Origin of the sequence: Enhygromyxa salina, from assembly GCF_000737335.2 — a bacterium.
GTDB classification, from domain to species: Bacteria; Myxococcota_A; Polyangia; order Nannocystales; family Nannocystaceae; genus Plesiocystis; species Plesiocystis salina_C.
In genome coordinates, this window is sequence record NZ_JMCC02000145.1 from 1 (window position 1) to 22,171 (window position 22,171).

Here is a 22,171-nt window from a genome sequence, read left to right on the forward strand (position 1 = left end):
CAGCTGCAGGGGCTGGCGAGCAGCGTCGGCGCGTGGTTGGACGAGCTTGGCGGGGCCGCCCCCCAGGCCAACGCGGCGGCGCACAGCTGGCCCGCGCACTTGGTCTGGCTCGCGCAGCTGCTGGCGGCGGCCGGGCCCGCGGGGGCGAGCATCGACACCATGCCGGACCCGATCCAGGCCGCGGTGGCCCTGTGTGAGGCGGAGCTGCTCGGGTTGGTCTGCGAGGCCGCGGCCGGGCGGTGGATCGCGCTTGGCCCACCGGTGCCCGCCTGAACCTGGCCAAACCCGCTTGTCGGATCGGCGACGAGGGTGGACAACGAGCTGTGCCCCGGCCGTATTTTCAGTCGCGCGGGCTCGCCTGCCTCGCGCACCGTGGCGGCGCTGCCTCGCACCCCGAGAACACCCTCGACGCCTTTCGTGCGGGGCTCGACGCGGGCTGCCAGTGGATCGAGACGGATCTACACATGACCCGCGACGGCCACATCGTGTGCTTTCACGATGACCGGTTGGACCGCACGACCAACGGGCACGGTGAGATCCGGCGGCTCACGCTCGCGCAGCTGCGGCGGCTCGACGCGGGCTACCACTTCACGCTCGATGGCCGCAGCTACCCGTTCCGGGACAAAGGCGTGACCGTCCCAACCCTCGAGGAGGTCGTCGGGCTCGATCCCGAGGTCCGCGTCAACCTCGACATCAAGCAGCGCCGGCCGGCGATCGTCGCCGAGCTGTGGCGGCAGATCGAGGCGCTTCAGATCCACGACCGCGTGTTGGTTGGCAGCAGTGACTTGACGTCTCTGCGGGCGTTTCGTCGGCTCGCGGGCGGCCGCGTGGCGAGCTCGGCCTGCACCTCGGAGGTGTTCGCGTTCTGGCTCGCGGCGCGAGCCGGGCTGAGCGCGCGGGTGCCGATCGAACCGATCGAGTACGACGCGCTGCAGGTCCCGGTCAGCTTCCACGGCCTGCAGGTCATCACCTCAGCGTTCGTGCGCGCGGCCCATCAGCGCGGCTTGCAGGTCCACGTGTGGACGATCGACGAGACCGAGCAGATGCGCTGGTTGATCCGGCTGGGCGTCGACGGGATCGTGACCGATCATCCCCAGCGGCTCGCCGCGCTCGTCAGCGAGCTCGGGATCACGCCCACGACGGCGCAAACGCAGCGGTGACCGTGTACGGCGGCAGCAAGTTCAGCCGCTCGAAGTCGAGGCCAAGCCCGGCGACGAGCACCAACAGATCGTCGATCGCCAGCTGCGAGCCCCGGAACGCGGCCTCGATCGCCAACGGCACGCCGATCTCCTCGCGCTCGTCCTCGCAGACCGCGACCGCGCGACGCTTGCCGCCGGGCTCGTGGACCGCGAACGCCCGCATGCCGGGATCTGGCTCGCCGTGCAGCACAACGACGCGCGCGCCTTTGCGGTTGGCCAGCGCCGACCAACGCTCGCTGGGGAGCAGCGCCAAGCACCCCGACTCGTCGGCGATCACGGTCCAGCCCTGATCCCGGCAGTGCCGAAGAAACTCGCGCTGGGGCCAGTGTTCACGCTCGTCCTCGACGAGCCCGAGCACGGCGATCCCTGGCACTGGTTCACCGACGACCGCGCAGTCGCGGTACCCAATGTCGGCGTAGATAGCCTCGACCTCGGCGTCGTCGAGATCGCCCTGAATCATCACTAGACTCAATTGCATGAGCGCGTGCTGGGATTCGACCACGGCGCGACCGATCCTCGCAAAGATCCGACGCAAACCAGCCTGTTCAGGATGACCAGCGTGACCCGACGTGCAGTGGTGACGCGAGCTACTCCGCGTGGTCCTCGACCGCCTGCCAGACGCGCAGCACGTTGCCCGAGCAGATCTTCTCGATGTCGGCGTCGGTGTAGCCGCGCGCGAGCAGCTCGGCGATCAAGTTGGGGTACATCGAGACGTCCTTCAGCCCGTCGGGCAGGCTGTCCCCCACCCCATCAAAGTCCGAGCCAAGGCCGACGTGATCGATCCCCGCGACGCTGACGACGTGGTCGATGTGATCGGCGACGACGGCGACGCCAACGCGCGGGAGCGGGTGCTCCGCCCGATACTGCGCGATCAACTGCTTGCCCTCGGGCGCCTGCCAGTCCGTGCCATGCTCGACGAGCAGCGCGTCGAGCTCGGCTCGACCGGCCTCCTCGGCCTCGCGGTAGGCCGCGTCGAGGAACCCGCTGCCAAAATTGATCTGGATGACCCCGCCGCGCTCGGCGAGCGCGACGATCATCTCGTCGCTCATGTTGCGCTCGAACCCAGGCGTGAAGTGCCGACACGACGAGTGCGACGCGATCGCCGGGACCGCGCTGAGCTCCATGATCTGCCAGAAGCTGTCGTCAGACACGTGCGAGACGTCGATCATGATCCCCAGCCGGTTCATCTCGGCCACGACCTCGCGACCGAAGCTGCTCAGGCCCGCGTGGGTGTGGGCGTCGTCGTAGGACGAATCACAGATGTGGTTGTCCTTGCCGTGGGTCAGCGTGATGTAGCGGATCCCTCGCTCGTGGAAGTGGCGGAGGTTGGCCAGATCTCCCTCGATGGGCGAGCCGTTCTCCATGCCCATCGGCAGCGAGATCAGCCCGCGCGCGAAGTTGCTGCGGACCTGCTCGGGGGTCACGGCCAGCGCAAATTTGTCTGGGTGATCCGTCGCGAGGGCGACCACGAAGTCGATGTTCTGGTCGGCGAACGCCTTGCTCTTGCCCGGCTCGTCCTGGAACTCCGAGGGGGTGTAGATCGACATGAACGGCGCATCCAGCCCGCCCGCGCGGGCCCGCGCGTAGTCGAAGTCCCCATCGTCGGTGTGATCGTGAACGGGCGGAGCCGCCAGGCCTTCGTAGACCGCTCCAGCCACGCGGATCGGAACGTCGACGTGGCCGTCGAGGATCACGAAGCGGTGCGCGAGCGCGTCGGCGCGGGCGTGGTAGTCAGCCGCGGGGGCCGCTCGCGGAGCTTCGCTGGAGTCGGGAGCCAGAGTGGACGAGCCGCGATCGCAGGCGACCTGCGAGGCGATCGCTGCTAGCAGCGTGGTCGTCAGCAGCAGACGGGACATGGGCCGGCGCATGGCCAGACTCTCGCACAGGTCGCCTGCGACTGTTCTACACTCGGCCACGCGTGGATCCGCTGAACCCCCAGACCCTTCGCGCTCGGCTCGCGCGCGCCCAGCACTGGCTGATTCCAACCGAGCCCGAGCACGACCCCACCCCGGGGCGCCGGGTCTGGCTGCTGGCCGTGTACACGATCCGACGCTGGCTGTTCGCGGATCGCTGCTCGGCGCTGGCCTCCAGCTTGGCCCTGCAGACCCTGTTGTCGGTGGTCCCCAGCGTCGGCGTGGTGCTGTTCTTCATCGGCAAGCTCGACCCCAGCTTCGGCACGCAATTTGTCCAGCAGATCGCTTATGCGCTGGGGCCCGACATGGATCGCGCGGGCGAGCTCGCCGATGGCCTGGTCAGCCTGGCCTCGGGGGTCAACATCCAAGAGCTGGGGCGCTGGGGTCTGCTGGTCGTGATCGTGCTGGCCTTCTTGTTGTTCTCTACGCTCGAGAAGACGGTCAACGAGATCTGGCGGGTGTCTCGCTCGCGCACGATCGTCGCCAAGTTCACGATGTTCTACACGCTCGCGAGCCTGGGCCCGATCGTCGTGTTCTACAGCCTCGCCCAGCCCGTGCTCTCGCGGATCGGCTCGCTCGCGATCACCCCCGTCGTGACCTCCGGCATCGGGCTGATCCTGCTCAACCGCTTCTTGCCCAACCAAACCGTGCGCTGGCGGGCGGCGGCGATCGGCGGCCTGCTGTCGGCGGCGCTGTTCGAGTTTGGCAAGATCGCGTTCGGGCGGTACCTGAGCATGGTCGCTATCCACACCTACGAGGGCATCTACGGCTCGCTTGCGATCCTCCCCGTGTTCGTGGTCTGGGCCTACCTCAGCTGGATGATCGTGCTGCTTGGGACCGAGATCACCTTCGTGGTCCACCACTTGAGCTCGGTCGCCCGCGAGGGCTACGTGCAGCCCAACTACCGGGTCCAACGACGGCTGCTGCCTTCACCAGGGCGCACGGCCGCGCGGCTGCTGCTGGCGATCGCCGACAACTACGATCGTCGCGCCGAGACCATGCGGATCAGCCCCGACCCCGACGACGAGCCCGACACCGCCGCCGCGCTTGGAATGACCGTTGACGCGCTCAACGAGCGCTTTGACATCGGGCTCGCCCCGATCGTGGCGATCACGGACCAGCTCGAGCGCGCGGGTTTGATCGTCGCGCTCGGAAACGACCATGGCTACGTGCCCGGGCTTCCGCTCGAGCAGATCACGCTGGCGACGATCCTGCACATGTTCGATGGCGGCGGCATGAAGTCGGCCCGCGCCGACATCCTCACCGAACACTTCGCAGCGCTCGACGAACAGCAGCAAAAGCGGATCGGTGAGCTTCAGTTTCGCCAGCTGATCGACATGGAGCGCGCGCGACGTGAGGGCAACGCTCACGATCGTCGCGGAGGTCGGCGTCCCGGGGCACGGGGGTTACATGGGCCCACCTCGGGTTCCGAGCGCCCGCGACTGAACGAGTGACACCGTCCACGGGTTTGTTGCCCACACGCCTGCTTACCCACCGCTCTGGCCCAACGCTCTGGCCCAACGCTCTGGCCCGGTGGTCTGGCGGCGGTGACAAATTTCGTCACCGATCGACCCCGAAATGTGGGTATTTTCTGACCCCAGATTGAGGACATTTCGATCGGGACCAATTGCCTGTAGTCTATGGCCCATGGATCAACTTCGTGGTCGACCCCGATTCTCCGTGTCTCTGAGCCTACTCGCGGCGCTGAGCTTGACCTTCGCGTGTGGCGATAGCAGCTCGGGCGAAGGCAACGACAGCACCTCGAGCGACGAGACCAACAGCGGCGATGGCGATGGCGACGGCGACACGACCATGGAGGCCGGGACCAACGACCAGGGGGACGGTGATGGCGACGGTGACGGTGATGGCGATGGCGACGGCGACCCAGGTGATGGCGACGGTGACGGTGACGGCGACGGCGATGGCGACGGCGACGGCGACGGCGACGGCGATGGCGATGGTGACGGTGATGGCGACGGCGACGGCGACGGCGACGGCGACGGAGACGGAGACGGAGACGGCGACGGCGACGGCGACGAAGCTTGCCAAGAGTTCGCCGGCGAAGTCGCGCCGATCCCCCCCGACGTGATGTTCTTGCTCGATCGCTCGGGCTCGATGACGGACACGGGCTTCGACATCAACGACCCCAACAAGACCCGCTGGCAAGCCCTGTACGAGGCCGTCGAAGCCGTCGTGGGCAACGGCGCCGACAGCCAGATCGCGTTTGGGGCCAAGACCTTCTCGACCCAAGGGTTTGGCGCCTGCGGTGTCTCGGTCAACCCCGACGTCCCAATTGCGATCGACAACGCCAACGTGCTGCTCGCCAACATCCCCGGCCCCATGGCGATCGTCAACGGTGGCACCCCAACGGTGCTCGGCATCACCAACACGATGGCGTACATGGAGCAGTACGAGTCGCAAGGTGGGGCCAAGTTCATCTTCCTGATCACCGACGGCCGGATCGGCTGCACCGATCAAGACGAGCCCGACCCCGATCAAGCCGCGCTCGACGAGGCCGTCGCGACCCTCGAGAACGGGCTCATGAACGGCGTGACCACCTACGTCGTCGGCATCGCCCCCTCGATCTTCGGGCCCACCTTGATGCAGATGGAGGCCATGGCGATCGCTGGCGGCGCGCCCAAAGCCGGGGTCGAGAAGTTCTACCGGGCCGACGACGCCGACATGCTGCAAGAGGCGCTCGAGGCCGTCGTCGAGGACTCTTACGGTGCGAGCTGCTTCCTCGACCTCGCGGAGCCCCCGTTCTTCCCCGACTTCACCAAGGTCGTGATCGGCGACAACATCTACGAGCTCGTCGACGACTGCGAGAACGAGAGCGGGTTCGTGTACACCAACATGGAGTTCTCGCAGATCGAGGTGTGCAACGCCGCCTGCGACGACCTGGGCATCGAGCAGTCTGCCGAGGTCCAGTATTACTGCAACCCCGGCTAGGCCTCGCGGGAGGGCCTTCGCGGGCCCTCCCCTACCCCACAACGAAGTTGTCGCAAGCCACGTCGATGACCTCGACGGCTTGCGCGAAGATCGGCGAGAAGTCCGGCAGGCAGACGTCGGCCATGAACCCGTTCGCGCCGAACATCGTGGTGAAGTCGGCGATGCTCTGGGCCGTGTCGTTCCACCCACAGATGCCGCCGGGTGTGTTGATGAGCGAGACGACCACGACGTTCTCGGGGATCCCGGCCTTGGCGTCGACGACGTCTTGGTACCAGGTCGTGGGGTCACCCTCGGAGCTCAGATCGGGCTCGTCGGTGATGATGATGATGACCAGCAGGGCTTCATCGCGGACGAAGCCCTCGTTGCACTCGTCGACCCCGCCATAGAGGCCGCCGACGGCGTTGACCATGGCCTGCATCGGTCGCTCGGCGGCAGAGCCACCGCTGCCAACCTGCGCGGCGCAGCTAAACTTTGCGCCAAGATCATCCATCTCGGTCATGAAGTTGACATCTTCGATATACGGACCGCAGATGCTGTTGCTCGAGTCGGATCCGCCCGTCTTCACCACTAGCGAACCGAGCTTTTGACAGTCGGTGACATTGAAGACGTAGTCATCGGTCGTGGTCACGCCCACGTGGATCGTGTCGACGCTATCCAGCGTATTCTCGATACCCGTGATGAAGTTCGGGAAGTTTGAAATGAGCGCAATCTGCTCATCAAACATGCTCCCGGAGTTGTCGATGACGAACAAGAAGTCGACCATGCCGCAAGACGTGTCGTACTCGGGCGAGTCAGGCACGCCATGAAGGTCAAAAGCGATCCCTGGGCCGCCGTCATCGTCGTCCCCGTCGGCGCTCGTGCTCCCGGTCTCGGTCTCGGTCTCAGTCTCGGTTGGGTCTCCCGGCTCCTCCCCCGCTCCGCTCATGGAGCCGCTCGGCGTGCTCGCAGTGTCCGATTCCTCCTCCCCCGCGCTGTCCTCCTGCAACAAAGACGAGGTACCCACGATGCCGTCACCACCCGCTGTCAGGTCTCTGGCGCTTGCCCCCCCGCAAGCAAGGAGTGGAATCACGAGCAGCAGAGCTCTCGGGCCCAGGTTAACGAGCCCAAGACGGGCGTCCGCGAGCAGGCGAGAAGCCTCGCCCAAGCGGAACAAGGATTGAGGAGAAGAGTGCTGGCGCATGATGTGCTGACATCCGAGCGTTCACGAAGGCTCGCGGGCGTCCCCTCCCACCAATGGTTCAGGGTCCGTGGCTGAGGCGAAGTCTAGTCCGACTCTGCCCAGCGTCACGCAGACCGCCGCCTCGCCCCCGCATGCGCTGATGCGGAAGGCTCGGGCGGCACTGTGTCGCACGAAGGTCTCGCACGAAAGGCGTCTAGACAGCAGAGCGCATCATGGCGGAATGCCGACATAGACCTCGTCAATCCAGACCTTGTCGGAGTTGGAATTGACGGAGCCATCCTTGCTGTAGGTCCAGCGAAAGGTGTGGTTGCCGGCGCCGACGGCGAATGACGCCTGGGTCCACTGGAGGTTGCCGGACCACCCGTTCCCCTGCTGAACATTGTCAATGTAGAAGCGCAGATAGTCGTAGCTGGCCTCGCTGCTGACGCGATGCCAAAAGCTGACGACGCCGGCCTGCGGGAGCGCGAGGGTGACCTCGAGGTTGGTCAATTGATTGTGGGTGATCGTACCGCTGGCCGCGCCATAGAGGCCCTGGTGCGGCTGGGTCCCATCGGTGGCCCACATCGCGCTGCCGTTGCTGGTCCACGGCAGCGTCAAGAGGTTGTTGGACTCGAAGTCGTCGTACCAACCGTTGGAGGTGCAGTCGTTCCTGCAAAAATCGTCATCGACGTTATTGCCGTCATCGCACTCCTCGACGTCTGCCAGTGCGTAGCCGTCGCCACAAAACGCGGGCTCGCAGCTGCCAGGGCACTCGTCGGTGTCATCGAGGTTGCCGTCGTCGCAGACCTCCATGCCGGCCCACAGGATCCCGTCGCCGCAAGACGCGATCTGGCACGCGTTGGTGCAGGCGTCATCGTCGACCATGTTCAGATCCTCGCAGGTCTCCATCCCCTCCCAGATCACCCCGTCGCCGCAAAACGACATGGTGCAGTCGTTTCGGCACGCGTCGGTGTCGATCATGTTGAAGTCGTCACACTCCTCGGTGCCAACCCACACGACCCCGTCGCCGCACACGTTGAGCACACACGCGCCAATGCAGCCGTCGTCGTTGTTCTGGTTCCCGTCGTCGCACTCTTCGGACAGCATGTTGTGATAGCCGTCCCCGCACGACGCGTAGGTGCAGTCGCCATCGCAGAACATGGTCTCGTTGCCAACGTCGCACTCTTCGCCTGGGTCGACGACACCATTGCCGCAATCTGGACCGGGCTCGCCGTCTCCGTCTCCGTCGCCGTCGCCGTCGCCGTCTCCGTCGCCGTCTCCGTCGCCGTCGCCGTCTCCGTCGCCGTCGCCGTCGCCGTCGCCGTCGCCGTCGCCGTCGCCGGACTCGGTGTCACTACCCGTGTCACCTTGGGTCATGAATGGGCTGCCGTCGGACGAGTCCGTGCAGGCCAGCGTCACGAAAGCGAGGCCAAAGGCAGCCAGCGGGAGCAGAGTTCGCTGCCCACGGTGTCCGCAAGCGGGCGAGACGCCCTCGCCCGAGCTCAAGCCCGAGCTGAGAACAGATCGTTGGTAATGAAACCTAGTCATGATGAGGTCGTCCTGATGGTCGAGCGACTCCAATAGTCGCGCTCATGATGCCTGTTCGGCACGCCCGCTGTCACGCCCGGTTTTCACGCGGGATCGGGGTAGCTGGCTCCAGCACGCCGCTCGCCAGGCTCTAGATCGCGTCCGAGCGGCTCGCGAAGTGAAAATCCTTCACGACGATCGGCGGCACGACCATGACCGTACCGCCGCGCGTGACCACCCGCTGCGGGCGGCCCAGCGCGACAACGTTTTGCAGCATTTTCACCGGGCTATCGTTGTAGCGGAAGTTGTTGACCGCCGTGGTGATCTTGCCCTGCTCGACCAAGAATGTGCCGTCGCGGGTCAGGCCCGTGGCCAGGATCGTGCGGGGATCGAGGGCGCGGTTGTACCAAAAACGCGTCACCAGCACCGCTCGGTCAACAGCGCGAACCAGCTCGAGCAGATCTGTGTCGCTGCCGTCGAGCAGCACCGAGCTCGGCCGCGGGATCGCGGGTGCGCCGGTCTTGTTGGCCCAGTAGCGAGAACACACCAGGTTCTTCACCGCGCCGTCGGTGATGAAGTCCACGATCTTGTGGGCTTCGCCCGTGTTGGTGAACGCGGACGCGGGGTTGGTCTTGTCGGCCGGATCGGCGCGCAGGTTGATGCTGTTGTGAAACAGCGCCTCGCCCACGCGGGTGCCGCCGTCGGGATGCGAGAACCACGACCGGCCCTCGTCGGCTGCGCGCGCGTCGAGAGCGTCGACCAAGAATTCGAGCAGCTCCGCGACCGCCTGCGGCTCGAGGATTACCAGGTAGTCACCCGGATCGAGCGACTTGGGGCTCTGCGAGATATCGGCCTTCTCGGCGGCCAGCGCCGTGATCGCGCCCGCGTCGATCGAGGCCATGCGGTGCGACTCGAGTCCCGCCCAGCCGCTGCCCTGCTCGCCAGCGACCCCCAGGGTCCGGCAGGTCGTGGTCAGCGAGGCTGACGTGCTGGCCTGAAACCCAAACGCGCCCGCGCTGGTGGCGACCGCCACGCTCTGCTCGTGATGTTGCAAGAACCCCGCGAGCTCCACGTTGGCCGCCTCTGCGGCCGCGAGCGCCTGCTGCAAATGCTTGGCGCGGTCCTTGGCGCCGAGCTTGGCGGTTGGTTTGTCGTGCCCGTCCACCCCCAAATACGGCGTGCGGCCGACGGGCGGCATGTGCTCTGGATCGATCGGGCTGAGCGCAGCGAGCTCCTCTGCCTCGGCCACGAGCGCGAGCAGCGAGGCCTCGTCGCTGCGGTTGCCAACGACGGTGGCCGAGCGCCCGGCGATCGACGCGGTCACGCTGATGCTCAAGGTCTCGACGTCACCCTCGGTGGTTGGTTGGTTGCGGGCGAAGCGGACGTGACCGTTGCTGCGCTCGCGCACGCTGACGACCAGCTCGGGCGCCATCGCGGCGCCCAGCAGCGTGTTGGTGATCGCCTTGGCCTGGGCCTGGGTGAGCGTCGCCATCAGGCCTTCCCCCCTGCGGTCGAGACTACGTTGACCCGAAACCGCGCGGGCGGACAGCCGTGGCTGACCGCGTTGCTCTGGCCCGGCTCGCCCTTGCCGTCGCTGAAGCTGCCGCCAAGTCGGAAGCTAGCTTCACCGCCGAGCATGTCCATCGACTTCCAAAACTCCACGGTGTTGGCTTGGTAGGCCACGTCGCGCAGCGGCTTGGTCAGCCGCCCGTTCTTGATCTCCCAGAAGTACTGGCCAGAAAACTGGAAGTTGTAGCGCTGTTGGTCGATCGACCAGCTGCCGCGCCCGCTGATCAGGATTCCGTCGTCGGTCGCGTTGATCAGATCTTCGGTCGTGTGGCCGTCTTTGCCGGGCGCGAGCGAGATGTTGGGCATGCGTTGAAACGCGACGCTCGAGTAGGAGTCGGCGTAGCTGCACGCGTGGCCGGCCTTGTCGCCGGTCTTGCCGCGAATCCAGTGAGCCTGATCGCGGGTGGTCTGCCAGTCGACCAGCTTGCCGGCTTCAACCAGCTGCCAGCGCTCGGTCCCGACCCCGTCATCGTCCCAGGCACAGGTTGCGAGGCCGCCAGGCTGGGTCCGATCCGCCACGAAGTTGGCCAGCTCGTTGCCGATCTCGTACGTGCCAGTCTTGGCTGGATCGAGGAAGCTGGTGCCCGCGAAGTTGGCCTCGAGCCCGAGCGCCCGGTCGAGCTCGGTTGGGTGTCCAATGCTCTCGTGGATCGTGAGCCACAGGTTGCTGGGATCGAGGATCACCGTCCGCTCGCCAGGCTCGACCGGCGCGGCGTGGAGCTTGCGGACCGCGTCCTCGCCGACCTGGGCCGCGTCCTCGACGAGCTTGGCGTCTTCGACGTGCTCCCAGCCGGCCAGCATCGGGGCGATCTCGTGGTCGCGGCTGGCGAACTGCCCGCGCCGCCGATCGACCGCGGTCGCGCTCAGCTGCGGTCGCACGCGGAACAACAGCTGGTGGATGCGCGCCCCCTCGGAGCTCAAGAACAGCTTGTCCTCGCGCTGCGAGTCGACCGTTGCCCAAGCGTGCGCGACCCCGGCGACGGCGAGCACGGACTTGCTCGCGTCGATCAGCAAGTCGGCCTTTTGCTTGGGCGAGATCGTGAAGGGATCGACGCGGTGCGGCGCGACCCAGCCGCCCGAGACCGCCGCGACCGGAGCCAGCTCGACGCTCTCGCGCCGCAGCGTGGCGTTGATCTTGGCTGCGGCGACGGCCCGCTTGGCGACGCCGTCGATCGACTTGGGCTCGAGCCGGGGCGTCGCCGCGAACCCCCACGCCCCGTCGGCGATCACCCGAAGCCCAAGGCCATACTCGCTCGAGCGCTGGACCTCGCTCACGTGATCATCGCGGACGGACACCCGCTCGCGTCGCCACGCGACCAAGCGCGCGTCGGCGTAGCTCGCCCCAGCAGCCAGCGCGGCGTCGATCGCCCGCTTGGCCAGCAGCTCGTCTGCGAGCAGCGGGCTCGCGGACAGCAGGGTCAGCGCACCGCTGGGCGGAGGCTTGACCGGGGCGGGGACCCGGCTGCCCGGTGGATCTGCCTGCGCCCAGCTGGGCCAGAGCAGACCCGTACCAGCTGCCAGGCCCGTGGCGCGCAAGAAGCTGCGTCGGGAGGTCGACATCGCCCGCATCATAGGGCATCCGATGGATGTTCCGGGCATCTCACGGGTCAGCGCCGCGCACGCGGAGCCAGCCCCTGAAACAAGCCCCGGCCAAGACCGTATCCGAACCGACCACCGCTCCGAACCACTCTAGAAGGACCCCAGATGACCCGCCGATCCACGCTATTGCTCGCAACCCTCCTGCTAGGCGTCACCGCCTGTGACAAGCCCGCGGCCGACCCCGCGCCCAAGCCAGCCGCCAACGAGGTCGCCAAGACCGACGCCAAGCCAGCCGACGACGCCAAGCCAGCCGACGACGCCAAGCCAGCCGACGACGCCAAGCCAGCCGAGCAGGTCGCGGTCGCCAGCGGCCTCGCCATTGGCCAGCGCTTCGCGGCCTTCGACATCATCAACTGCGAGTCTGGCGATCAGTACTGCCAGGTCTGCAAATTCGGACCCAGCCCCAAGATCATGGCCGTTGGCACGATCGACGACGAAGCCTTCAAGCAAGATCTGAAGTCTCTCGACGCGATGGTCGCCAAGTACGGCGAGGACAAGGTCAAGGCGTTCGCCGTGATCGCCGACAATAGCGACGGCGCGTTGGTGACCCCGCTCGGCAACAAGGACGAGCTGCAGGCCAAGGCCAAGGCGCTCAAGGCCGAGCTTGGGATCAGCATGCCCATCGTGATCCCGGCGCCCAAGGACGCGGCGCCCAACGGCACCTTCGAAGACCACTACCAGGTCAAGCAGAGCCGCACGATCATGTTCGCGGACAGCCGCAATCAGGTGAAGTACAGCGAGATCGCGCCCAGCGACTACGCTTCGCTCGACGAGGCGATCAAAGCCACGATCGGGGCTTGATCCGGGTCCTGCGTCCCCGAACTCCGGCCCCCGGGCGTGCTCGGGGACGCCCTCACTTTGCCGCGGCCAGCGCTCGATGCTAGTTCACTGGCATGGCAGATCGCTCGGGTACGGAGCAGCCGCGTGGCCCCCTGACACCGCTTCGTCGGCGGCGTCGGTGGGTCACCTGGGTCGGGGGCTTCGTCGGTGTCCGGGAGCTGCTGATCTGCGCTGCTGCGATCGGGCTGGTGGTCGGGGTCTCGTGGGCCGACGAGCAATTCGAGTGCGAGCGGATCGAGCAAGACCAAGATCAGCTCGCGCAGCGCAACGCGGCGCTCGACGCGTTCGCGGCCGAGCGCTGCCTCGCGGCTGGGGGTGAGTCCGACGGCTGCGAGCACGTCGAGGTCGTGTCGCGCAACGGCTGTCTGGCCAAGCTCCGCGTCCAAGCCCGCCGCGTCGACGACTACGGCGACGAGATTGGCACCTTCATCACGATCGAGGGTCTGACCTACAGCCCGCTGTTCGAGCGCTGGCGCGTGCGCGAGGTCTTGGATGACAAGCAGATCCTCGGGCTCCCCGTACCCTGAAGCCGCGCCCTGAACGGCTCTGGCTACTCGCGGGAGTGCACGTCGTCCAGGGTGCAGATCGCAGCGCGAACCGCCTGATCGATCGGCGTGCTGCGCTTGGCCGCGTAGTCCAACATCACGACGACCACCTGCCCCTGCGCGACCACGGCCTGGTGCTGCTCGGACCACACGGTGTTGTCCAACGTCAGGCTGCTGCGACCAAGCTCGACGCAGCACACGCTGGTCAGGATCGTGTCGGGGAAGCCAACGGGGATCCGGTAGTCGCAGCTGACCCGCGCCAGGATTGGACCGACCGCCCCGCCGCTCTCACGCATCAACGCCGCGATCCCGACCCGCTCGAACCACGCGAACCGGGCGTTCTCGAACCAGCGCAGGTACACAGTGTGGTTGACGTGGCCAAGCGCGTCGAGCTCGCCCCACGCGACGTCTTGGCGGATCGTGACAGGCCCGGCCGCGCCCTCGGGATCCGCGAAGCCTGCGGGGAATGTGCCTGCGCCTGGGAATGGAAGCGTCGAGTTGCCCATCTGCGCCTACTCAATTGGGTACGGTGCATAGCTGTCGATCGTCGGCGCCTCCATGAACGGCAGCCGATAGTACTCGAGCAACCCACGCCCCACGGTGACGCTGGCGAAGAACGCGACTGGCAGCGCCGCGACCAGCAGCCCGCGCAGCAACCAAGTCGAGTGGGTCCGCGCGACCGCGACCGCGAGCAGGACCACGGCGATCAGCACGGCCAGCGAAATCAGCACGAACCAGACCTCGGGGTCGACACCAAATCCAACGACCAGGAGATCGGCGATCCCAACCAGCAGCAGCGAGGGCGCCAGCGCGAGCCCGACCGCGCGCATCGTCGCGCCGATTGAACGCCGCGCGCCCCCGGTCAGCGCCATCGCGCTGTGGGCCAAGATCCCGCCAAAAAAGTACAGCATCGGGAGCCCGAGCGGCACCAGCAGCAGCAGCCACAGCCGCAACACATCGGCAAACTGGGCGCCGAGCAGCTCCCCGATCACGCTGGGGCGCTTCAGCGGCCCAACGCCGTCGGCGGTGAGCCACGAGACGCCGGCCAAGCTCAGCGCCAGGAACCACGTTGGCAGCCGCAAGGTCGCGAGGAACGCCAGCACCCGCGCGTGCGAGACCGGCTCTTCGACCACGCGAAAGCTCGCGCTGGGAGACACGATCAGCTGAAGCAACGTCTTGCCGCAGCGGAGCAGCCAGCTCTTGCCGATGTCGCTCTCGAGCGGCAGCGAGCGCGCGCGCGGATCGAGGTGGCAAGCCCGACACAGATCCGGCGCCCGCAGCTGCGCGCGGCGATCGTCGAGGCCCGTGAAGGCCTTTCCGCACCGCGCACAGGTGGCCGCTGGGGACGTCGTGGCGGACCCGCCGCGAGCGGGGATGGACGCAGTGGCAGCCAAAGCCGCCGCAGTGTACAAGCTTTCCTCTATCACCCCCACATACACCTTGGACTTCACCGAAGCCACCCGAGCCCCCTTCCAGCGCCCGTACGCGTCCGCCGAAGCCACCCGAGCCCCCTTCCAGGGGGCCACACATGCGATAGCGAACAAACGGCCCCGAGGAGCGAAGCGACCAGACGCGCTAGCGGCTGCAGTCGGCGAAGTCCTAGGTGCATGTGGGGGTCTATATGTACGGGGCGAGGATTGCGTCGGGGGGGGCGGGCTGTCTATGGTCGCCCGGTGAGTTCTGCGTCCCGTCGCGCCTGCGCCCCCCTCGCCCGCTCCGGCCTCGCGTCCGTCGTGTTGGGCGTGTTGGTCGCCGTTTGTGTCAGCGCGTGCAAGCGCGACGTGGAGACCGACAAGCCTGGCGACCATCACTACGACGACAAGCTGGCCGCGCTCGCCAGCTTCGAAGAGCCCGAGCGCGACGCGTGGGCGATGCCGGCTCGGGTGGTCGAGGCGCTGGGGATCAGCCCGCGCATGGACGTCGCGGACATCGGCGCGGGCTCGGGCTACTTCACCCGGCGGCTGGCCACGGCCGCGCATCAGGGCACCACCTTCGCCGTCGACGTCGACGCCGACTTCAAGGGCTACATCGAGACGCACCGCGGGCAGTGGAGCACGCCCAACATCGTCACGCGGCTCGCCGTCTACGAGCACCCGCTGCTCCCACGCGAGAGCGTGGACTTGGTGTTCATCTCCAACACCTACTCGTTCTTGCAAGACCGCGAGGCCTACTTCACCGCGGTCTACAAGGCGCTGCGCCCCGGCGGCCGCCTCGCGGTCATCGATTGGCGCGACGATGTCGAGTGTCCGCGCTACGTGGGTTGCCCCAAGGCCAGCCAGCGGGTCGCCAACGCCATCGCTACCGCCGAGCTCGAGAGCGTGGGGTTCGAGGTGCTCGAGCGCCACGACTTCCTCGCGTACCAGTACTTCATGATCCTCGGCCGCGCGGTCGACCACGCCAAGGCCCCGCCCACACCAACGCCGACGCCACCCGTGGTCGACGATGTGGTCGACGACTCCGGCGGCGACGCGGTCGGCCCTGCGGACAGCGCTGCGCCATGACCCCCCCCGCGCCGAACATCGATCCTCTCACGACGCCGCTCGAGCGCGAGCGGGTCCTCGCAGCCTACCAGCGCGCCTGCGCGGCCCTCGAAGCCGCCCAGCAGCCCAATGGCGCGTGGGCTGGCGAGGTCGTGTGGAACCCGATGCTGATCTGTCAGTACGTGATCTGCAGCCACATCGTGGGCCGCGAGATCCCCGAGCCACGCAAGCAGAGGATCCGCCTCAGCCTCGAGCTTCAGCGCAAGCGCGACGGCGGCTGGGGCATGCACCCCGACGTTCCGCCTGCGCCCGGCGATCACGATCACCACCCCAACCACGATCGGGATCCGGCCGGCCTCGCCGGCGCGCACGACTCGTGGATGTTTCACACCGTGCTGGGCTACGTCGCGCTGCGGCTGCTCGGCGCGGATCCCAACGAGCCCCTGCTGCAAGACGTCCGCGCGTGGATCCACGCCCACGGCGGCCCCTACGGCGTCCCGACCTGGGGTCGCGCGTGGCTGGCCTTGCTCGGGCTGTATCCGTGGTCCGAGCTGCAGCCGCTGCTGCCCGAGCTGTGGTTGCTCGGCGATGACTCGCCGATGCACCCGCGCCGGCTGTATTGCCACATGCGGCTGATCTATCTGGGGCTGTCGTATCTGTACGGCGCTCGCACGCAGGCCGACGCGTCGCCCTTGGTCGAGGCGATCCGCGGCGAGCTGTATCCCGAGGGCTGGGACGTCTCGCGCTTTCGTGCGACGCGCGACCAGATCGCCAGCACCGACCTCTACGAACCGATCGGTCAGAGCCTGGAGTGGTTGTTCGCGGGCGCGCGCGCGCTCTCGCGGGCGATCCCAGCTGTGGTCCGCCGCCGCGCCCTGGCCCGGGCCTGGGAACACATCGAGTTCGAGTTCGCCAGCACCAACTGGGTGTGCCTCAGCCCCGTCAACGGCATGTTGTTCTGCCTCGCGATGTGGTCCCGCGATCGTCGCGACCCGCGGCTCGCCCAGGCCCTGCAGGGTCTCGAGTATTGGATGTGGGAGGACGACAGCGAAGGCCTGCGCATCTGCGGGGCGCGCTCGGACATCTGGGACACGAGCTTCGCGCTGCAGGCCTTGTGTGAAGGTCCGCAGATCGACGAGGCCGCCCGCGCGGTCGATCGCGCGAGCGCCTGGCTCCCGCGCGCCCAGCTGCGCGCGGACATCCTGGGCGGCCGCGAGCACTACCGCGAGTCGGCCCGCGGCGGCTGGGGCTTCGCCAACGAGCACCACCCCTGGCCGGTCAGCGACTGCACGGCCGAGGCCCTCGAGGCCCTGCTTCACGCCGAACATCGCGGCTGGGATCACGCCGCGGCGCGCCTGGATCTCAGCGACAAGCTCGCGGCCGTGGAATTCGTGTTGCTGCGTCAGAACGACGACGGCGGGTTTGGCTCGTACGAACCCCGCCGCGGGTCGATGCTGCTCGCGCGCTTCAACCCGGCAGAGATGTACGGCAACTGCATGCTCGAGTACTCGTACACCGAGTGCACGGCCAGCTGCGTGCGGGGGCTCGCCGTCGCCCTCGAAGCGCTCGGGGCCAACATGCCCAGCGAGCTGCGAGCGCGGGTCCAAGCGGGCGTCGACGCGGGCGTGCAATTCTTGCTTGGGTCGCAAGCGTCCAACGGTGCGTGGCCAGGGTTTTGGGGGGTCAACTACACCTACGGAACCTTCTTCAGCGTCGCTGGCCTGCTCGCCGCCGGGCTCGATGGTGAGCACGTCGCGGTCCGTCGGGCGGTCCGGCATCTGATCTCTGCGCAACGCGATGACGGCGGCTGGGGCGAGCGCTACGAAGGCGTGCTCGAGTCCCGCGAGCGTCCGCTCGACGCCGACCAACCCAGCCGAATCGTCCAGACGGCGTGGGCGCTGCTGACCCTCCAACAGGCCGCTCCCGAGCGGGGCCGCGAGGCGATCGAGCGCGGGCTTCGGTTCTTGCTCGACCAGCAACAACCCGATGGCACGTGGCCCCACGATGCCGCGGTCGGCGTGTTCTTCAACACCGCCGTGCTGGACTACCGGCTGTACAAGCTGGTGTTTCCCACCTGGGCGCTATCGCGCTGGCTATCTCGCTAGAGGTGTCTTCACAGAGGACGACGCGGTTTGCCCCACCGCACCTTGGCGCCCCGGGCGGTTGATCCCACATGTACAATCATGTCGGTTCCGATCTGTGTCCTTTTGATCAAGACATGGAGATTTCGGCAACCAGTGTAGCCAGGTGTCTGGCTGGGAGCATGGCCAGACGTACGGCACGATTGTTGCTGACTGCTGGCCCATGATCGTTGGTAGCCAGGCCGCCCAGCTCCCGGCCCCCCAGCTCCAGCCCCCGCCGCTCGAGCGCCCCGGACTCATCTGGGACCAGGTGGAGGGGATCAACCTCGCCAAGATCGCCAACATGCCGCCCCAGCGAGAGTGGCGGCAATTTCTAGATCATTTGCGCCCATCGGTCCGCCCCCTGGTGCTGTGGATCCGTGGGCGCGTCTGGATCGGGTCCGCCGGCCGCAGCGAGCTCGCCAGCGCGATTGGCTCGAGCCGCGTCGGGCTGGTCGTCAGCGACGACATCGGTCGCGGGCTCGCCACGGCGCTGCGCTGGCTCGGCGTCGACGTCGACGCCTATGGGATCGCGGATCTCTACCGGCTCGAGGCCAAGCTCAACCTCGACCCCGGCACGGCCAACGCCATGTTGCAGCGCGTGTACTGAGGCTGTTTTCAGCTCGGGCGAGGGCTTCTCGCCCGCTTGCGGACGCCTTCGTCGACTGGTTCACCGTGGGCAGCGAACTGTTTTCAGCTCGGGCGAGGGCTTCTCGCCCGCTTGCGGACGCCTTCGTGAACTGGTTCACCGTGGGCAGCGAACTGTTTTCAGCTCGGGCGAGGGCTTCTCGCCCGCGCGCGGACTGCTACTGGGGAATGCACTCGACCGGGCCAAACGGCGCGGCCAGGTTGTCGCAGTTGGCCTGCAGCACGTTGGCAGCCTCGAGGCTGACCATCCCCGAGTCGAGGTCGACCGAGAACAGCGAGGTGTTCTGGCCACTGATACCGCAGGCGTACAGCTTGTCGACGCCAGGGTGGAACTCGATCCCGACCGACGCAAAATTCATGTCCATCTGAATTGAGCCAATGCTCGAGGCGTCGTCGCCATTGAAGGTATGCAGGCGGTCGTCGCTCGCGTTGATGCCGTAGAGCACATTGTCGATTGGATCGGACCAGGTCAGCCCGGTCGATCCCCAGTTGCCTGGCAGCGGGTTGAGCATGACCGAGACCGCCGACACCGGATCGATGTCGATGATCACGTCTTGATCGGACGAGGCCCCAAACATGTTCTGCAGCTCGTTTGACGTGATGCCGTTGACCCCCGTGAACCCGCCGTACTGACCGATCTCCTCGGAGGTACACTGGCACGGATCGATGCGCAGCAAGGTGTCGCCGTTGGTCTGCTTGCGTACCGAGGCGTACAGCACGTCGGAGTTGAAGGTCAGCGAGGTGAAGACCGTGTCGGCTGGGATCGTGTCGGGTAGCTCGATGTCGTCGCAGATCACGTTGGTCTGACCCAGCATGCCGTCCTCGATCAGGATCTGCACCAACACGTCGGTGGTCGCGTTGGGCTCGTCGACGCTCAACAGCCACGGCGCGTACATCATGTCGCCATCGCCGTCCCCGTCCCCGTCGCCGTCTCCATCTCCATCTCCGTCTCCATCTCCATCTCCGTCCCCATCGCCGTCCCCATCGCCATCCCCGTCCCCGTCCCCATCGCCATCCCCGTCCCCGTCACCCGGGTCGCCGTCGCCGTCGCCGTCGCCGTCGCCGTCGCCGTCGCCATCGCCATCCCCGTCGCCCATCGCGGTGGTCCCGGTCTCGTTGGTGTCGCCGTCCCCGTCCCCGTCGCCGTCGCCCGTCTCGCTCTCGGTGCCCGCGACATCTGCTCCACCGTCAGCAGAGCTGTCGCCGCAGCCAGACACCACGCACGCAGCGATACACGAGACGACAAGAAAACGATTGAGCTCGAGCAATTTCACAGCAACCAGTAGGCCAGCGCGCCTCACTGATGGCAAGCCACAGATCCGCCTCGCTGCGCGCGCATCCGTGATCAGTCTGCCTCGACCACGGCGTCGAACTCATCGCCGCCATCACCCTCGACCGGCGGTTGGCTCGCTACCATCCGCTGGACACCAGTCGGGGTCTTGCCCCCCTGCCCGTCGGGCTCGAGCCGGTGCTCCATCTCTGCCCCGGACCCCAGCAACACGGCGATCCAGCGCATGTCGTCGCTGTTCTCCAGCAGGATCTTGACCACCATGGTCAGCGGCACCGACAAGAACATCCCCAGCGGCCCCCAGATCCAGCCCCAGAACACCAACGACAAGAACACCACCAGGCTCGACAGCCCCAGCCGCTTGCCCATCACCTTGGGCTCGACGACGTTGCCCATGATCGTGTTGATCACCAGGTACCCGATCAGCAGCACCGCCGAGCGCTCCAAGCCCACGTTGACGATCCCAAGCAGCACCGGCGGCAGCGCGGCGATGATCGATCCGAGCGTGGGGATGTAGTTGAGGAAGAACGCGATCACCGCCCACAGCACGGGGTAGTCGACGCCGACCGCCCAGCACAGCAACCCCGCCAACAACCCGGTGACCACGCTGATCTTGGTCTTGATCGACAGGTACTCGTGGATGTCGCGGATCACCCCGCCAAACCGCTCGATGTCCGCGTCGGGGTCGCCGAGCGCGGCCTGCAGCTTCCGCGGAAGACCGGCGGCCTCGGCCAAGATGAACGCCGTCGTCAGCAGCACGAAGGCCGTGTCCGAGAGCAGCGAGCCAATGCTGGCGACCATCGCCGCGGCCCAGTCTGCGGCCTGACTCGCGTCGATCTGGGCGAGCAGCGTATCGGCCGAGACGTCGATCCCGTGACCGCTGAACCACGCGATCCAGCCCGCCGTCATCGAGGACAGCCGGGCTTCGTAGTCGGGCACGTTCTCCATGAAGCTGGAGACCGAGTTGCCGATCAGGAACGAGACCCCGATGAAGCTCCCGATCACGCCGACAAACACGATCGTGACGGCGAGCCAGTCGGGCACCTTCTTGCTCTGCAGCCACGTGACCGGCGGGATCGCCAGCACGGCAAGAAACGCCGAGAACAACACCGGGACCAAGATCGGACCCGCCGCCCGCAACCCAGCGATCACCACGCAGATCGACGCGCCCGTGATCAGCACCCGCAGCCCAATCGCCCGCTTCTCGACGGCCATCACAGGGACTATAGGGGCTTTGGACCCCCACATACACCTTGGACTTCACCGGGCTACAACACGTCGCCAAGGTCGATGAAGGCACGGTCCTTCATGACCACGAACGGGCGCTCATCGAAGCTGAGCCGGCCCTGGCCGTCGTGCTCGACGATCTGGACCTTGCCCATGCCGTAGCCGTTGGGGCCCCGCGCGTAGTAGTGGACCTGCAGGTTGTACGGGTAGCCGGTCGGCTCGCCGATCACGGCGAAGACCTCGGGGCCGTAGCCGTTGGTGACGTCGTAGTAGAGGGCGCCGCCGCTTCGCAGGCCGCGGCTCTCGTAGTAGGCGTGGCTGCCGTACACGTCGCGAACGTGGAGATCGACGTCGTTGGCGCCAGTCTCCCAGGTCAGGACGAAGCGCAGCGAAGGGGTGCTCTCGAGCTCGGCCCCGAGCTGGTCGAGGCGATCGCGGATCTCCGCCTCGCGCCCTGGCTCGGCGGCGAGCCACGCGGCGGCGACGAGCCCGAGATCCTCGCGCAGCACCTTCTCCACGCCGACGAAGGCGCCCGAGAACGCGGCGCTCCAATCCCGGCGCAGCCCAGCGTCGAGCACGTCGAACGCCCGCTCCTCACGACCCGCACGCAACAGCGCGAACGCCAGCAGCCGGTGACTCGAGGGATGATCCGGGCGCTGCTGCCTTGCGCGGCGGTAGGTGTCTATCGCCAAGCGCCCGCCCACGCTTCCCAGGCCCTCGAGCCGCGAGCCCGCGAACCGCCGCATGTCGGCGCGGTCGGGGTACATGTCGATGATCGACCCATACGCACGGGCGGCGCCCTCGACATCCTCGCTGGCTTCGAGCGCCTCACCCAGCGCGACGACAGCCAAGACCTCGGTTGGCTCGGCCTCGCGCCAGCGCCACGCGACCTGCTTTGCCTCGGCGACGTGGCCCCACTCGAGCAGGTTCATGATCGTCAGCAGGTTGCCCTGGTACGCGTCCTGCGGGACCCGCAGCGGCGGCTGCGTGCGTGGGCGCGTGCGTCGGCGGCCCTCGAGCGGCTTGGCCAAGCGCATGCGCGCGAGCGGGACGTCGTTCTCGGCGAGCGCGTTGGGCAGCTCTCGAGATCGCACCTGCACGCCTTCGG

20 protein-coding genes are annotated in these 22,171 nt (G+C 67.2%); 9 read left to right on the plus strand and 11 right to left on the minus strand.

Going from position 1 to position 22,171, the window contains the following annotated elements; genetic code table 11:
- On the plus strand, positions 1-273 hold a 273-nt coding region (locus tag DB30_RS37015; protein ID WP_205633150.1), incomplete at its 5' end, for a hypothetical protein.
- Between the two features lie 50 nt (positions 274-323).
- On the plus strand, positions 324-1,160 hold the full coding sequence (locus DB30_RS37020; RefSeq protein ID WP_205633151.1) for a glycerophosphodiester phosphodiesterase family protein: 837 nt from the start codon (positions 324-326) through the stop codon (positions 1,158-1,160).
- On the opposite strand, the gene DB30_RS37025 is transcribed toward DB30_RS37020, so the two are convergent.
- Together DB30_RS37025 and DB30_RS37030 are read right to left on the minus strand one after the other, a co-directional pair.
- A complete protein-coding gene (locus tag DB30_RS37025; RefSeq protein WP_146662325.1) occupies positions 1,129-1,677 on the minus strand; it encodes a hypothetical protein in 549 nt (182 codons plus the stop codon). The two genes, DB30_RS37020 and DB30_RS37025, sit on opposite strands and share 32 nt — an antisense overlap.
- A 109-nt stretch (positions 1,678-1,786) precedes the next feature.
- Positions 1,787-3,055, minus strand: a complete 1,269-nt coding sequence (locus DB30_RS37030) for a dipeptidase (protein WP_052558148.1) — start codon at positions 3,053-3,055, stop codon at positions 1,787-1,789.
- 62 nt (positions 3,056-3,117) lie between these two features.
- Between DB30_RS37030 and DB30_RS37035 the strand changes: the two genes are divergently transcribed.
- Together DB30_RS37035 and DB30_RS37040 are read left to right on the plus strand one after the other, a co-directional pair.
- Positions 3,118-4,566, plus strand: coding sequence for a YihY/virulence factor BrkB family protein (locus DB30_RS37035; protein ID WP_052558150.1), 1,449 nt, complete (start codon positions 3,118-3,120; stop codon positions 4,564-4,566).
- A gap of 226 nt (positions 4,567-4,792) precedes the next feature.
- Positions 4,793-6,061, plus strand: coding sequence for a vWA domain-containing protein (locus DB30_RS37040; RefSeq protein WP_165704119.1), 1,269 nt, complete (start codon positions 4,793-4,795; stop codon positions 6,059-6,061).
- Positions 6,062-6,092: 31 nt separating this feature from the next.
- On the opposite strand, the gene DB30_RS37045 is transcribed toward DB30_RS37040, so the two are convergent.
- The 4 genes from DB30_RS37045 to DB30_RS37065 form a co-directional block, all read right to left on the minus strand.
- Entirely contained in the window at positions 6,093-6,986 is an 894-nt protein-coding gene (locus DB30_RS37045) for a vWA domain-containing protein (RefSeq protein ID WP_052558153.1), read from the minus strand.
- A gap of 465 nt (positions 6,987-7,451) precedes the next feature.
- Entirely contained in the window at positions 7,452-8,768 is a 1,317-nt protein-coding gene (locus tag DB30_RS37050; protein ID WP_205633152.1) for a DUF4215 domain-containing protein, read from the minus strand.
- A gap of 130 nt (positions 8,769-8,898) precedes the next feature.
- Positions 8,899-10,239, minus strand: coding sequence for a TldD/PmbA family protein (locus DB30_RS37060; protein ID WP_052558156.1), 1,341 nt, complete (start codon positions 10,237-10,239; stop codon positions 8,899-8,901).
- Positions 10,239-11,876 (minus strand): TldD/PmbA family protein, encoded by a 1,638-nt coding sequence (locus DB30_RS37065; RefSeq protein ID WP_165704120.1) that lies wholly within the window; start codon positions 11,874-11,876, stop codon positions 10,239-10,241. Before DB30_RS37065 ends, DB30_RS37060 begins: the two co-directional genes overlap by 1 nt.
- A 144-nt stretch (positions 11,877-12,020) precedes the next feature.
- Between DB30_RS37065 and DB30_RS41960 the strand changes: the two genes are divergently transcribed.
- Both DB30_RS41960 and DB30_RS37075 read left to right on the plus strand, forming a co-directional pair.
- Positions 12,021-12,716 (plus strand): hypothetical protein, encoded by a 696-nt coding sequence (locus DB30_RS41960; RefSeq protein WP_205633153.1) that lies wholly within the window; start codon positions 12,021-12,023, stop codon positions 12,714-12,716.
- Between the two features lie 92 nt (positions 12,717-12,808).
- Positions 12,809-13,282, plus strand: a complete 474-nt coding sequence (locus tag DB30_RS37075; RefSeq protein ID WP_052558162.1) for a hypothetical protein — start codon at positions 12,809-12,811, stop codon at positions 13,280-13,282.
- Positions 13,283-13,305: 23 nt separating this feature from the next.
- Here DB30_RS37075 and DB30_RS37080 read toward each other — a convergent pair whose 3' ends face one another.
- Positions 13,306-13,806 carry an acyl-CoA thioesterase gene (locus DB30_RS37080; RefSeq protein WP_052558165.1) on the minus strand — a complete coding sequence of 167 codons (501 nt, stop codon included), beginning with the start codon at positions 13,804-13,806 and terminating at the stop codon, positions 13,306-13,308.
- A gap of 6 nt (positions 13,807-13,812) precedes the next feature.
- Complete coding sequence (locus DB30_RS37085; protein WP_052558167.1) at positions 13,813-14,694, minus strand: hypothetical protein; 882 nt, start codon at positions 14,692-14,694, stop codon at positions 13,813-13,815.
- 279 nt (positions 14,695-14,973) lie between these two features.
- Here DB30_RS37085 and DB30_RS37090 point away from each other — a divergent pair, with 279 nt between their 5' ends.
- The 3 genes from DB30_RS37090 (at position 14,974) to DB30_RS37100 (ending at position 18,510) form a co-directional block, all read left to right on the plus strand.
- A complete protein-coding gene (locus tag DB30_RS37090) occupies positions 14,974-15,801 on the plus strand; it encodes a class I SAM-dependent methyltransferase (protein ID WP_165704121.1) in 828 nt (275 codons plus the stop codon).
- Positions 15,798-17,885, plus strand: a complete 2,088-nt coding sequence (locus DB30_RS37095) for a prenyltransferase/squalene oxidase repeat-containing protein (RefSeq protein WP_052558171.1) — start codon at positions 15,798-15,800, stop codon at positions 17,883-17,885. Before DB30_RS37090 ends, DB30_RS37095 begins: the two co-directional genes overlap by 4 nt.
- 199 nt (positions 17,886-18,084) lie before the next feature.
- Entirely contained in the window at positions 18,085-18,510 is a 426-nt protein-coding gene (locus DB30_RS37100) for a hypothetical protein (protein WP_052558173.1), read from the plus strand.
- Positions 18,511-18,706: 196 nt separating this feature from the next.
- Here the strand turns inward: DB30_RS37100 and DB30_RS41965 are convergent, their stop codons facing one another.
- From DB30_RS41965 to DB30_RS37115, 3 genes are all read right to left on the minus strand, one after another.
- Positions 18,707-19,822 (minus strand): hypothetical protein, encoded by a 1,116-nt coding sequence (locus tag DB30_RS41965; protein ID WP_205633154.1) that lies wholly within the window; start codon positions 19,820-19,822, stop codon positions 18,707-18,709.
- Between the two features lie 71 nt (positions 19,823-19,893).
- Complete coding sequence (locus tag DB30_RS37110) at positions 19,894-21,051, minus strand: AI-2E family transporter (RefSeq protein ID WP_052558178.1); 1,158 nt, start codon at positions 21,049-21,051, stop codon at positions 19,894-19,896.
- Between the two features lie 53 nt (positions 21,052-21,104).
- The coding region (locus tag DB30_RS37115; protein WP_205633155.1) for a tetratricopeptide repeat protein at positions 21,105-22,171 on the minus strand (1,067 nt) is incomplete at its 5' end.

What these genes read in the sequence shown, in the direction of transcription:
- DB30_RS41960 (WP_205633153.1), top strand. Translation starts at nt 12,021, where the DNA reads ATGACCCGCCGATCCACGCTATTGCTCGCAACCCTCCTGCTAGGCGTC.
- DB30_RS37100 (WP_052558173.1), top strand. Translation starts at nt 18,085, where the DNA reads ATGATCGTTGGTAGCCAGGCCGCCCAGCTCCCGGCCCCCCAGCTCCAG.
- DB30_RS37045 (WP_052558153.1), bottom strand. Translation starts at nt 6,986, where the DNA reads ATGAGCGGAGCGGGGGAGGAGCCGGGAGACCCAACCGAGACTGAGACC.
- DB30_RS37030 (WP_052558148.1), bottom strand. Translation starts at nt 3,055, where the DNA reads ATGTCCCGTCTGCTGCTGACGACCACGCTGCTAGCAGCGATCGCCTCG.
- DB30_RS37110 (WP_052558178.1), bottom strand. Translation starts at nt 21,051, where the DNA reads ATGGCCGTCGAGAAGCGGGCGATTGGGCTGCGGGTGCTGATCACGGGC.
- DB30_RS37065 (WP_165704120.1), bottom strand. Translation starts at nt 11,876, where the DNA reads ATGTCGACCTCCCGACGCAGCTTCTTGCGCGCCACGGGCCTGGCAGCT.
- DB30_RS37075 (WP_052558162.1), top strand. Translation starts at nt 12,809, where the DNA reads ATGGCAGATCGCTCGGGTACGGAGCAGCCGCGTGGCCCCCTGACACCG.
- DB30_RS37060 (WP_052558156.1), bottom strand. Translation starts at nt 10,239, where the DNA reads ATGGCGACGCTCACCCAGGCCCAGGCCAAGGCGATCACCAACACGCTG.
- DB30_RS37025 (WP_146662325.1), bottom strand. Translation starts at nt 1,677, where the DNA reads ATGCAATTGAGTCTAGTGATGATTCAGGGCGATCTCGACGACGCCGAG.
- DB30_RS37095 (WP_052558171.1), top strand. Translation starts at nt 15,798, where the DNA reads ATGACCCCCCCCGCGCCGAACATCGATCCTCTCACGACGCCGCTCGAG.
- DB30_RS37080 (WP_052558165.1), bottom strand. Translation starts at nt 13,806, where the DNA reads ATGGGCAACTCGACGCTTCCATTCCCAGGCGCAGGCACATTCCCCGCA.
- DB30_RS37050 (WP_205633152.1), bottom strand. Translation starts at nt 8,768, where the DNA reads ATGACTAGGTTTCATTACCAACGATCTGTTCTCAGCTCGGGCTTGAGC.